The organism is Azoarcus olearius (genome assembly GCF_001682385.1).
GTDB classification, from domain to species: domain Bacteria; phylum Pseudomonadota; class Gammaproteobacteria; order Burkholderiales; family Rhodocyclaceae; genus Azoarcus; species Azoarcus olearius.
Genome location: NZ_CP016210.1, coordinates 824,266 through 836,404, shown reverse-complemented (window position 1 = coordinate 836,404; position 12,139 = coordinate 824,266). Strand labels below are relative to the sequence as shown.

Sequence of the window (12,139 nt, the reverse complement as noted above, 5' to 3'; positions counted from 1 at the left end):
CCGTTCCGGTCGCCCGTTCCCCATGGCTCGATCCTCCTCCTCCCAGCCGATCGCGGCAGAGAGTTTCAATGGCCTCGACCTGCTGTCTTCCGCGGTCGTGATGATCGATGAAAGACGCGTCATCCGTTACATCAATCCGGGCGCAGAAAACCTGTTCGCGATCAGCCAGCGCAAGCTGCTCGGCGCACCGCTCGCGCGCCTGCTCGGCGAACCCGCCGGGCTCGGCACCGCGCTCGACAACGTGCTCCGCACCAACTGGAGCTACACCGGGCAGGACCTGACCATCGCGCGCCCCGCGTCGGAAGCCATCCATGTCGATTGCACGGTCAGCCCGGTCGACATCGCGGGCGTCAAGCTGCTGCTCGAGTTCCGCCCGATCGACGCCCAGTTGCGCGTCGCCCGCGAGGAGCAACTGCTGCAGCAGCAGCAGGCCAACCGCGAGCTGATCCGCAACCTCGCGCACGAGATCAAGAATCCGCTCGGCGGCATCCGCGGCTCGGCGCAGCTGCTGGAGCGCGAACTCGCCGATCCGCAACTGCGCGAATACACCGAAGTCATCATCGCCGAAGCCGACCGGCTGCAGGACCTGATGAACCGGCTGCTGACCTCGCACTCGATGATGCGGCCCGCGCAGCTCAACATCCATGATGTCCTGGAGCGCGTGCGCCGCCTGATCCTCGCCGAGTTCCCGGACGTGGTGATCCGGCGCGACTACGACACCAGCCTGCCCGAACTCACCGCCGACCGCGAACAACTGATCCAGGCCATCCTCAACATCGCGCGCAACGCGGCGCAGGCCCTGGGCGGAAAGGGCGAAATCCGGCTGCGCACCCGGGTCGCACGCCAGGTCACGCTCGCCAAGCGCCGCTACAAGCTGGCACTGGAATTGCAAGTGATCGACAACGGCCCCGGTATTCCGGATGAGATTCGCGACAAGATCTTCTACCCGCTTGTTTCGGGCCGCGACGGTGGTAGCGGACTGGGCTTGTCACTGGCCCAGAGCTTCGTGGAGCAGCACCAGGGCATGATCGACGTCGATAGCCGCCCGGGACGAACCTGCTTTTGCATCCTGCTGCCGATTACCGATCGGACCTGACGCATCCATCGCGTCGTCCGCACCAACTTAGTGCTCTATTACGATGAATACCGTCTGGATCGTGGATGACGACCGCTCCATCCGCTGGGTGCTGGAAAAGGCCCTCAGCCGAGAGGAGATTCCCCACCGCAGCTTCACCTCGGCCAACGAGGCGCTGGCCGAACTCGAATCGACCGCCCATCCGCCCAAGGTGCTGGTTTCCGACATCCGGATGCCCGGCGAAAGCGGGCTGACCCTGCTGCAGCGGGTCAAGAATCTGCACCCGCACCTTCCGGTCATCATCATGACCGCGTACTCCGACCTCGAGAGCGCGGTCGCCGCCTTCCAGGGCGGCGCGTTTGAATACCTGCCGAAGCCCTTCGATGTGGACCAGGCAGTGGCCCTGGTGCGGCGTGCAATCGACCAGAGCGCGCACCAGGAAGGTGCGCAAGAGGAAACCGCGCTCGCGCCCGAGATTCTCGGCCAGGCGCCGTCGATGCAGGAGGTGTTCCGCGCCATTGGCCGCCTGTCGCAGTCGCACGCGACCGTGCTGATCAATGGTGAATCCGGCACCGGCAAGGAACTGGTGGCACGCGCCCTGCACCGGCATAGCCCGCGACGCGACGCGCCCTTCATCGCGATCAACACCGCCGCGATCCCGCGCGACCTGCTCGAATCCGAGTTGTTCGGCCATGAGCGCGGCGCCTTCACCGGCGCTGCCGCACAGCGCCGCGGCCGCTTCGAACAGGCCGAGAACGGCACGCTGTTCCTCGACGAAATCGGCGACATGCCGTCCGAACTGCAGACCCGGCTGCTGCGCGTGCTGTCCGATGGCAACTTCTACCGGGTGGGCGGCCACCAGCCGATCAAGGCCAATGTGCGGGTGATCGCCGCCACCCACCAGGATCTCGAAGAGCGCGTCCGCCTCGGGCTGTTCCGCGAGGACCTCTTCCACCGCCTCAACGTGATCCGGCTGCGCCTGCCGCCGCTGCGCGAACGCCGCGAGGACGTGCCCATCCTGGTCCGCCACTTCCTGCAACGCAGCGCGCAGGAACTCGGTGTGGAGAGCAAGCGCATCTCGGAAGGCGCCATCAAGTACCTGCAGGCGCTGCCCTTCCCCGGCAACGTGCGTCAGCTCGAGAACCTGTGCCACTGGCTCACGGTGATGGCGCCGGGGCAGGTGGTCGAAGTGGCCGACCTGCCGCCCGAAATGCGCGACCAGCCGACCCGCGAGGCCCCGGTGAACTGGGTGGACGGTCTCGGTCTCGAAGCAGATCGCATGATCGCCGCCAACCCCGGCGAGGTCTTCGACAAGCTCACGCGCGAATTCGAGCGCACGCTGATCCGCCGCGCGCTGACGGCCACGGGCGGACGGCGCATCGAGGCCGCCCAGTTGCTCGGGATCGGGCGCAACACCATCACGCGCAAGATCCAGGAACTGGGCATGGACGACGATCACCGGCCAGCGGCCGGCGAAGGCGAGCACGAGGACTGACGCAGCGGCGTCGGCGGCGATGCACCACGCTCGTGCATCGCCCCTCAATGACGGATAATGCGCAGCCTTTACGGCCATTGTCCTGACTGTCGATGAGCGCTCTCCTGTCCTCGCCTGCCGCGATCAACGCCGCTCTCGGCGACCTTGTGGACCGCTTCGCGGTGCGCTGCATCGCGCGCTGCGGCTCCACCAACAGCGAACTCCTGAACGCGACGCCGCCCGACGACGATCGCGTGCACGTCCTCGTGGCCGACGAGCAGACCGGCGGCCGCGGTCGCCGGGGCAGGCAGTGGCTGTCGTGGCCCGAAGGCAGCCTCACGTTTTCCAGCCTGTGGCGTTTCGCGCCCGGGGCGCCAGTGCCGGCGGGGCTGTCGCTGGTGGCGGGCCTCGCGCTCGCGCGCGCGCTCGAGAAATTGGGCCTGGAAGGCATCCAGCTCAAGTGGCCGAACGACCTCCTGGTGCACGGTTGCAAGCTCGCCGGCATCCTGGTCGAACTCCTGCCCGGCCGCGGTCGCACGCCTGCGGCCGTCATCGGGATCGGGCTCAATCTGAGACTGCCGCCGGAAGCGGACATTCCGGACCAAGGCGGCGTGACCGACCTCCATACCGAAATTCCCGCGCTGCCGCCGCGCGAGCAACTGCTCGCCGCCATCCTCCGCGAGCTTCACGCGGCGCTGGACTTGTACGCGATGGCCGGATTCGGCGCGCTGCGTGGCGCCTGGCAGCAACGCAACGCCTTCGCCGACCTGCCGGTACGCATCTTCGGCGAGGGCAGTGAAATCGTCGGCATCTGCACCGGCGTGGACGAGGACGGTGCGCTGCTGGTCCGCACCGACGCGGGCGTGGTACGCGTGCTGTCCGGCGAAGTGTCGCTGCGGGCTGCGCCATGATCCTGCTGCTCGACGTCGGCAATACCCGGATCAAGTGGCGGGTCGTTCAAGCGGCCGGCACGCCGGCAATGGCCGAGGGGGCGCTCGGCCATGCCGAAGTCCATGGGTTGCAGGCGATAGTGGCGGGCTTTCCGGCACTCCGGCGCATGGTCGGCAGCAACGTCGCAGGAGCGAGCCTGGGCGCCGCACTGGACGGCATGCTGACCACCGCCGGCATTGCCGGTCGATGGGTGCAGGCCGCCCGCGACGAACACGGCGTCCGCAACGGCTACGACCGTCCTGCGCAGCTCGGCACCGACCGCTGGGCGGCCCTGATCGGCGCGCGGCGGCTGCATGGCGGCCCCTGCCTCGTCGTCAGCGCCGGCACCGCCACCACGGTGGATCACCTGGATGCGGACGGACAGTTCCAGGGCGGGCTCATCCTGCCCGGCATCGACCTCATGCGCCAATCCCTGGCATCGAATACCAGCGGACTGCGGCTGGAGGACGGCCACGTTACGCCCCATCCTCGCAACACCGCGGACGCGATCGAGTCGGGTTGTGCGATGGCGCAGGCAGGTGCTGTCGAGCGCATGTTCGCGCAACTCGTCCCTCAGGAGGACGCACTGTGCGTGCTCACCGGCGGCGCTGCGCCACGGTTTGCCGACCTTCTGTCGGTTCGAACCCGCGCCGTGCCCAACCTGGTCCTCGACGGACTCGCCGTCATTGCCGCGGCGGACGCCGCGGACAGTTGAACCCCCCACCCTACCGGCACCCGGGCGTGGCCCGGCTACGGACGAATCAGGTAAGCTCTTCGCATGGTCTGGACACGCTTTGCGCTCATCCTGCTGCTGATTCTCAACGGCCTCGCCCTTGCCGCGATCGCCGGTTGGTTCGGCGCTCCCGCGTCCGTCGGCGAGCCCGAACGCGTCGCCAACCAGTTGCATCCGGAACGGGTGCGCTTCATCGGTGAACAGGCGCCGTCGGCGAGCGCCGCGGTCTCGGCCGCCCCCGCAGCAACAGCGGACAACACGACCGCCGCCAATGAAGCCCCGGCTCCGTCGGCTCCACCGGCAGAGCCGCCGCCCGCATCGACCCTGGCGTGCGCGTCCTGGTCCGGACTCAGCGCAGAAGAAGCCGAACGTCTCGCTGCCCGCATCGCCGAAGCGGGCCTTACCGTTCGCCGTCACAGCGGCGAAGCGCCCGCGTCGTGGTGGGTCCGTTTGCCGCCGCAGGGTTCGCGCGATCAGGCGGAACGCAAGGTGCGCGAATTGAAGGCACTTGGTGTCACCGACTACTTCATCGTGCAGGATGCGGGGCCAAACCAGTTTGCGATCTCGTTGGGCCTGTTCAAATCCGAAGCCGCAGCCCACCAACAACTCGCACAGCTGCGCAGCCGCGGTGTGCGCACTGCGGGTGTCGCGCCCCGCCTGGCTGTCACGCAGGCCGTCGATGCCATCGCCACGGAGGAACAATTGCGGCGTGTCGCGACCGGCCTCCCCGCTGCGAACGCGACCTGCACGCCGTGAAACGCCCCTACGTCGTCGGCCTGAGCGGAGGCATAGGCAGCGGCAAGAGCGCAGCGGCGGATCGCTTCGCCCACCTGGGCGCCACGCTCGTCGATACCGATGCGATCGCACACGCGCTGACCGGCCCCGGCGGCGCGGCGATGCCGCAGATCGCCGCACACTTCGGCTCAGCCTGTATCACCGCCGACGGCCGCATGGACCGTGATGCGATGCGGGCGCTGGTCTTCTCCCGACCCGCCGCCCGACGCGAACTGGAAGCCATCCTGCATCCGATGATCCGGACCGAAAGCGACCGCCAGGTGGCCGCTGCACCCAGCCCCTACGTCATCCTCGCCATTCCCCTGCTCGTTGAATCCGGCACCGCCCGCGCGCGGTGCGACCGGATCTGCATCGTCGATTGCCCTGAAGCCTTGCAGATCGAACGGGTGCGGGCGCGAAGCGGGCTGGAGGAGGCGCAGATTCTCGCGATCATGCGGGCACAGGCCAGCCGGGCGGAGCGCCTGGCCGTAGCCGACGACGTGATCGACAACAGCACGACCCTGAGCGCCTTGCATGCACAGGTGGATATCCTGCATGCGCGCTATCTCGCGCTCGCGGGCGATACCACCAAGGTCTAGGCGGTGCAACGGCGGGCTGGCGACGCTGTGCTATCATCGACCGATTACTCTGGAGCGCCGGAATCTTGCGGACAAGACGCGGTGATTAGCTACGAATACCCTCTCAGCGAGCGCATTCGCACGCTACTTCGCCTTGAAGACCTGTTCCGCAAGGTCGCTCATTTTGGCGGCAGCGAAGCACCGCTCGACCATCATGTCGCGCTGCTGACCATCTTCGAGATTCTTGAAGTCGCCAGCCGCGCCGACCTGAAGGTCGACCTGGTGCAGGAGCTTGAGCGGCAGCGTCAGATCCTGCTGTCGTTCCGCAACAACCCGGAAATTTCCGAAGAGGCGCTGGCCGGCGCGCTTTATGAGATCGAACAGGCCTCGACCGCGCTGCTGTCGATGGCGGGCAAGATCGGGCAATACCTGCGCGAGAACGAGTGGCTGATGGGCATCCGCAGCCGCGCGGCAATTCCCGGTGGCGTCTGTCAGTTCGACCTGCCTTCCTACCATTTCTGGCTGAACCGGGACGCGGCCGAACGGCGTCACGACCTTGACGCCTGGATCATGCCGATGACGCCGATCCGCGACGGCATCGAAATCGTGATGCGTCTGTTGCGGAGCAGCGGCCGCCCCGAGCAGCAACGCGCACGCGCCGGCACCTACCAGCTGACGATGGCGGGACGCGTCGCCCAGATGTTGCGCGTGCGCATTCCGCGCAGCGAAGCGGTCGTGCCGGAGATCAGCGCCAACAAGTACGCACTCAACATCCGCTTCATGCTTCCCGAAACCGTTGCTCGTCCCCGCGTCGCCGAGCGCGAGATCACCTTCGAGCTGACTTTCTGCACGCTTTGAACGTGGTCGATCACGCCCCCCGCATCGTCAAATGCCCGACCTGCGGCGCCCAGGTGCCCTGGGTGCCGGAGAGCCGCTACCGGCCGTTCTGTTCGGCGCGTTGCCGCCAGATCGACCTCGGTGCATGGGCGAGCGAGGAATACAAGGTTCCGACCTCGCCCCCCGACGACACCGACGCGGCCGAAACCGGCTCGGGGCGCTAAGCGCCCCACGCCCCGCGGATCGCCGCAACACCATGCGCCCCATGGTCGCGGGCGCAATCCATGTCGCCCCAGCCGAGACCACCGAGCGCAAAGACCGGAAATGGCAGCGTGCCTGCCAACTCGCCAAAGCGCGCCCAGCCGAGCGCAGCCTGGCCAGGATGGGATGCCGTGGGCCGCACCGGCCCGAGCACGGCGTAGTCCAGCCCCAGGGCCGCCGCCGCCAGCAGCTCCTCTTCCGAGTGGCAAGACGCTCCGACCCACTCGAACGCGGGGCGGACCGTGCAATCAAGGAGTGCCGCTGACGGAAGGTGCACCCCGGGCGCACCCACTGCACGGGCAAGATCGAGGTCGCCATTGATGACCACGATTCCACCGGCCGCGGCTACGCGGCGCACCACTTCCTGTGCGAATTCGATCTGCTGCCGGCGAGGCAGCGCCGCTTCGCGCACCTGCACCAGGCGCAGGCCCGCGCCCAGGGCCTGCTCAAGCTCGTCCAGCTGACGCGCCACGCCCCGTTCGGCGGCCTGCGTGATACCCATCCGGCGCGGCAGTTGCAGCGCCTTCAGGATCGGGCCGTTGGCGGGCAACATCGGCGCGCACGCGGTCGCGATCAGCTCCGGCTCGGCCCAGCGCAGCGCCGCATGCACGTGCGCCACCGGCGCTCCGGACCACGCCGGAACCTCGAAGAAGTGCAAGCGGACGTGAGCGTGTTCGTAGTCGTGCTCGCGGGTCAGCCAGGGCCGCACGTGCGGCACCACGATGCCTAGCTCCTCGGCCAGCTCGCGCTTGAGCGCATCTGCCGCGGATTCGCCAGGTTCGACCTTGCCTCCGGGGAATTCCCAGTAGCCGGGATAGAAGGTGTCGGGTGCGCGCTGCCCGAGCAACACCCGTCCGCGCTCCAGGATGACCCCGGCCGCGACATTGACGATCTTGCGGGCGCCCACCTCAGCCATCCTCCCGGCCCGCGTAGTCCCGCGCGAACTGCCACGCAACCCGCCCAGAGCGTGCGCCACGCATCAGCGCCCACTGCAGCGCTTCCTGGCGTGCCGCCGCGATGCGCCGCTTGGGGACACGGAAGACGCCGAGCCAGTGCTCCACGATCTCCAGGTATTCATCCTGGTTGAAGGGATAGAAGGACACCCACAAGCCGAATCTGTCCGACAGCGACACCTTCTCCTCCACCGCCTCGCCAGGGTGAAGCTCGCCGCCGGCGTGACGTACCTGAAGATTTTCGTCGTGGTACTCCGGCATCAGGTGGCGACGGTTGGAGGTGGCGTAGACCAGCACGTTGGCCGACATCGCGGCAATCGACCCATCGAGCACGCTCTTCAAGGCCTTGTAGGCGTCCTCGCCTTCCTCGAACGACAGGTCGTCGCAGTAGAGGATGAAGCGCTCCGGCCGTCCCGCTACCAGGTCGACGATTTCGGGCAGCGCCACGAGGTCGGATTTGTCGACCTCGATCAGCCGCAGCCCCTGATCCGCATAAGCATTGAGCAAGCCCTTGATCAGCGAAGACTTCCCCGTTCCGCGCGCGCCGGTCAACAGGACATTGTTGGCGCTGCGGCCGGCGAGGAACTGACGCGTGTTGCGGTCTATACGCTCCTTCTGGGAATCGACGTCCTTCAGGTCCTCAAGGCGTATGCGGTCGACAAGCTTCACCGGCACCAGCGCGCCACGCCCGTTTCGCCGCTGCCAGCGGAAAGCCTTCGCCGCGGTCCAGTCCGGTTCGGGAGCCGGCGCCGGGAGCAGCGCATCGAGTCGATCCAGCAAGGCTTCAGCCCGCTGCAGGAATCCATTCAGGTCAGTCATCGTCGTTCTTGTCTTCCAGCTGGTTCCGGCCTCTTGGCCAGGTTGCCCACACCACGACACCGACCAGCGCGAGCGCAATGCCAACCTCGAGAAATATCACCCACATCCCGCACACCTCCGGCCGGCTCGCTAGAGCCCGTATACTTCGTTCGGTCCATGCAGTTTACCGTGAAGCAACCATGACGCTCCTGCCCCGCTCCATCGCCCCCGTCCTTGCCAGCTGCGCGCTGCTTCTGTCTGCCTGCAGTTCTTCGCCGACGCTGCCGGTCGCCCCGGTCTCCACGCCACAAGCCTGTCCATCGCCTACGGTGTGCCAAGCCTGCGCCGCATGTCCGGCAGCGCAGCCGGTGGCCGAAGTTCCGCCCCACCGCGCAGCCAGCTGGACGGAAATCGACGGCTGGCGGGACGACGACCCGAGCGAAGCGTGGTCCGCCTTTCGCAAGTCCTGCAACGTGCTAGAAAAACAGGCGCCGTGGCAGGCCAGCTGCAAAGCCGCCCGCCAGTTGGGAGAGGCGCCAGGCGCCGCGCAGGCACGCGCATTCTTCGAACGCCACTTCTCGCCCTGGCAGCTGGTCAATCCCGACGGCAGCGAACAGGGCCTGATCACCGGCTATTACGAACCGCTGATCAAAGCCAGCCGTACCCCGGACGCGCTCTACCGGTGGCCAGTGCACGGCACGCCGGGCGACCTCCTTACCATCGACCTTGCCTCCGTCTATCCGGAACTGAAGGGCTACCGGTTGCGCGGCCGTCTGGTTGGCAACAAGGTGCTCCCGTACTGGAAGCGCGACGAGCTGGGTGACCAGGGAAGCCGCCTGCCCGCCCCGGTGCTGCTGTGGGCCGCGGACCCCATCGATCTGTTTTTCATGCAGGTGCAGGGGTCCGGTCGCGCTGAGCTGCCAGATGGCAGCGTGCTCCGGCTGGGATACGCGGACCAGAATGGCCACCCCTATCAATCCATTGGTCGCTGGCTCGTTCAGCAGGGGCAGCTGAGCCTGGACAAGGCATCGATGGACGGCATCCGCGACTGGGCACGGCGACATCCGCAACGCCTGGAAGAAATGCTGAACAGCAATCCAAGCTACGTATTCTTCCGTGAGTTGCCCTCGTCGGTCGAAGGCCCCATCGGCGCTCAAGGCGCGCCGCTGACGGCAAACCGCAGCATCGCGATCGATTCGCGCTTCGTTGCGCTCGGCGCCCCGGTCTTTCTTGCCACCACCCAGCCGAATAGCGACACCCCGCTCAAGCGGCTGATGATCGCGCAGGATACCGGCGGAGCCATCAAGGGGGCAGTGAGGGCCGACTACTTCTGGGGTTTTGGCCCGCAGGCCGGCGCAATGGCAGGTCGGATGCGCCAGCAGGGCAGGATGTGGGTCCTGCTTCCGAATGGAATGAAGCCGACGGCGAACTAACGCTCGCCGCCGGTGTGGGTGCTCAACGAGGCGCCACGCGGGCAAGCGCCTTTTCGAGTTCGGGCAACTGGACGAAGCCGCCGATCCGCGTGCCGTCGGACAGAAAAATTGTCGGCGTGCCGTTGATCCGCAGTTTCTGGCCCAGTTCCACATTGCGGTCCACGACCGCGGAATTGCAGTCGTCGCCGCTCGGCGCCTTCCCGCTGACGATCCAGTCATTCCAGGCCTTGGCCCGGTCCTTGGAGCACCAGATGCTCCGCGACTTCGCGGTGGAGTCCTGACTGAGAATCGGATAGAGGAACGTGTAGATCGTCACGTCCGGCATCTGCGCGAGTTCTTTTGCCAGACGCTTGCAATAGCCGCAGTTCGGATCTTCGAACGTTGCGATCACACGCTTTCCATTTCCCTTCACCTGCTTCACCGCCTGGTCCAGCGGCAGTGTCGAGAAATCAATGGAGGACAGTTGGTTGAGCTTGGCTTGCGTAAGGTCACGGCGCGTGCGGGTATCGATGACGCGACCATCCATGATGAAGCTGGTCTTGTCATCGGTGTAGATGATCTCGCCGCTCTTCAACACGACCTCGTAGAGGCCCGCATAGGGCGTGCGTGTCACGGACTCCACCGCTGCCGATCCGATGAAGGCATCAACGCCCTTGCGCACATCTTCCTCGCCGGCTGCAACAAGCGTCGGAAGCAATCCGAACGCAATAACGAGCGCGAATCGGCCCGCGGATTTCAACGCCACCATCCAGTTCTCCTTGTCAAAACTTTCCATGCACCGCGTAACGCGTCAGCGCGGACCTTACGACCGGCAGACGGTCCGTAAGGTTCAGACCAAGATTGCGGACGAACGCCGCCAGCGGATTCCGGGCCGCGAACAGACGGTTGATTCCGTGCGTCACGTACTGCACCAGAAACGGCTCTTCCGCCCGCTCTCTAGCATAGGACCTCAACAGGCGCTCGTCGCCCGGGTCGGCCCAGGCGGGCGCGGAAAGCAGCCTCTGGCTCAACACCCGCGCGTCCTGAAATCCAAGATTGATGCCATGCCCCGACAGCGGATGAATCGCGTGTGCCGCATCACCGATCAAGGCAACCCGAGACGCTACGACGCGGTCGAGTCGCATGAAACGAAGCGGAAATGCGGCGGGCGGCGTCACCACCGACAACCGGCCCCACGCGGCCCCGCCCCGCTCCTGGACTCGCCGCGTGAACTGTTCTGGCGTCATGGCCATGAGCGTTTCCGCCAGAGCGGCAGGCGCCGACCACACCAACGACATCATCCGCCCCGGCAACGGCAACCACGCGACCACGCCTTCGTCGGTGAACCACTGCAAGGCTTCGTTTCGATGAGGGCGTTCACACGAAAAATTGGCCACCACCGCCGTCTCTTCATAATCGACCGACGAGGCTTTGATGGCGGTCTGGCTGCGAACCCAGGAGTCACGCCCATCTGCACCGACAAGCAGTCGCGTGTGCAGCAGGCGACCATCCTCAAGCTCCAGTGCGGCGTCATTCCCGGAAACCGTCAGCGCAGTCGGCCGGGCCGGCGCAAATACCGTGACGTTATGCTGCCGCTTGAGTGACTCCCACAGTTCGCGATGAACGAGGCTGGACTCTCCAATCCAAGCGAGTTCGCGCAATCCACACCCAGCCGCATCGAATCGCAAACGACCGCCGTCGTCGCCACGCACGTCCATGGAATGAACGGGACACAGGCGGTCGGCGTCAAGATGCTGCCAGACACCCAGCGTCCCCAGAAAGTCGGCGCTCGCTGGACTGTAAGCATAAATTCTCGAATCCCAGCCCTGGCTGGGAGTCGGCAATCCAGCATCGACAACTGCCACCCGCAAACTGCTCGCGCGAAGCGCAACCGTAAGCGCGGCACCAGCCAATCCTCCGCCCACAACCACTACGTCGAAATTCATCATCGTCGCTGACAGTACTTGGCAGGTTTGATTGTGCCCTGCCTGCGCGCCGACGTCAGCCCTCGATCACGTCAGGAACGGGGCTTCGAGCAGGGGAGGCAATAACCGGTTTTTTCCAATAAAAAAAGCCCGCACGATAGATCGTGCGGGCTTTTTTTTGTAGTTAGTCTGACGATGACCTACTTTCACGAGCGCGGGCTCACTATCATCGGCGCGGTCTTGTTTCACGGTCCTGTTCGGGATGGGAAGGGGTGGTACCAAGACGCTATGGTCGTCAGACTTTGACTTGTTGCCTGGCAGGGGGTGGTCTGCCTGGCCAAATTGGGAAGAAGCGTTATGGTTGCGTGACTGCGTCGTCGAGTTTGACG

13 protein-coding genes and 1 rRNA gene are annotated in these 12,139 nt (G+C 66.0%); 9 read left to right on the top strand and 5 right to left on the bottom strand.

The annotated features are described in order from the left end of the window. Positions 1-22 precede the first annotated feature (22 nt). The 8 genes from glnL to dqs_RS03945 all read left to right on the top strand — a co-directional run bounded on the left by glnL (position 23) and on the right by dqs_RS03945 (position 6,625). On the top strand, positions 23-1,096 hold the full coding sequence (gene glnL, locus dqs_RS03980) for a nitrogen regulation protein NR(II) (protein ID WP_011764470.1): 1,074 nt from the start codon (positions 23-25) through the stop codon (positions 1,094-1,096). A 43-nt stretch (positions 1,097-1,139) separates the two neighbouring features. Beyond that, a complete protein-coding gene (gene ntrC, locus dqs_RS03975) occupies positions 1,140-2,570 on the top strand; it encodes a nitrogen regulation protein NR(I) (protein WP_011764469.1) in 1,431 nt (476 codons plus the stop codon). A 92-nt stretch (positions 2,571-2,662) separates the two neighbouring features. After that, positions 2,663-3,460, top strand: coding sequence for a biotin--[acetyl-CoA-carboxylase] ligase (locus dqs_RS03970; protein ID WP_065339733.1), 798 nt, complete (start codon positions 2,663-2,665; stop codon positions 3,458-3,460). Beyond that, entirely contained in the window at positions 3,457-4,194 is a 738-nt protein-coding gene (locus dqs_RS03965) for a type III pantothenate kinase (protein WP_065339732.1), read from the top strand. Before dqs_RS03970 ends, dqs_RS03965 begins: the two co-directional genes overlap by 4 nt. A 63-nt stretch (positions 4,195-4,257) precedes the next feature. Further along, positions 4,258-4,968 (top strand): SPOR domain-containing protein, encoded by a 711-nt coding sequence (locus tag dqs_RS03960; RefSeq protein ID WP_065339731.1) that lies wholly within the window; start codon positions 4,258-4,260, stop codon positions 4,966-4,968. Then, the gene (gene coaE, locus dqs_RS03955; protein ID WP_179948011.1) at positions 4,965-5,585 is read left to right on the top strand and encodes a dephospho-CoA kinase; all 621 of its coding nucleotides are present in this window, start codon (positions 4,965-4,967) and stop codon (positions 5,583-5,585) included. Before dqs_RS03960 ends, coaE begins: the two co-directional genes overlap by 4 nt. Positions 5,586-5,666: 81 nt before the next feature. After that, on the top strand, positions 5,667-6,422 hold the full coding sequence (zapD, locus tag dqs_RS03950) for a cell division protein ZapD (RefSeq protein ID WP_011764464.1): 756 nt from the start codon (positions 5,667-5,669) through the stop codon (positions 6,420-6,422). 2 nt (positions 6,423-6,424) lie between these two features. Continuing rightward, positions 6,425-6,625, top strand: a complete 201-nt coding sequence (locus dqs_RS03945; RefSeq protein ID WP_011764463.1) for a DNA gyrase inhibitor YacG — start codon at positions 6,425-6,427, stop codon at positions 6,623-6,625. Here dqs_RS03945 and dqs_RS03940 read toward each other — a convergent pair. Next, positions 6,622-7,578 carry a Nudix family hydrolase gene (locus dqs_RS03940; RefSeq protein WP_065339730.1) on the bottom strand — a complete coding sequence of 319 codons (957 nt, stop codon included), beginning with the start codon at positions 7,576-7,578 and terminating at the stop codon, positions 6,622-6,624. The two genes, dqs_RS03945 and dqs_RS03940, sit on opposite strands and share 4 nt — an antisense overlap. After that, entirely contained in the window at positions 7,571-8,434 is an 864-nt protein-coding gene (locus dqs_RS03935; protein ID WP_011764461.1) for an ATP-binding protein, read from the bottom strand. Before dqs_RS03935 ends, dqs_RS03940 begins: the two co-directional genes overlap by 8 nt. A gap of 179 nt (positions 8,435-8,613) precedes the next feature. On the opposite strand from dqs_RS03935, the gene mltA reads away from it, so the two are divergent. Then, positions 8,614-9,846 (top strand): murein transglycosylase A, encoded by a 1,233-nt coding sequence (gene mltA, locus dqs_RS03930; RefSeq protein WP_418202059.1) that lies wholly within the window; start codon positions 8,614-8,616, stop codon positions 9,844-9,846. 22 nt (positions 9,847-9,868) lie between these two features. Here the strand turns inward: mltA and dqs_RS03925 are convergent, their stop codons facing one another. From dqs_RS03925 to rrf, 3 genes are all read right to left on the bottom strand, one after another. Next, positions 9,869-10,594: a DsbC family protein gene (locus dqs_RS03925; RefSeq protein WP_065339729.1), complete on the bottom strand. Its 726-nt coding sequence runs from the start codon at positions 10,592-10,594 to the stop codon at positions 9,869-9,871. Between the two features lie 13 nt (positions 10,595-10,607). Continuing rightward, positions 10,608-11,771, bottom strand: coding sequence for a UbiH/UbiF family hydroxylase (locus dqs_RS03920; protein ID WP_065341629.1), 1,164 nt, complete (start codon positions 11,769-11,771; stop codon positions 10,608-10,610). A gap of 166 nt (positions 11,772-11,937) precedes the next feature. Continuing rightward, positions 11,938-12,050 (bottom strand): 5S ribosomal RNA (gene rrf / locus dqs_RS03915). Positions 12,051-12,139: the final 89 nt, after the last annotated feature.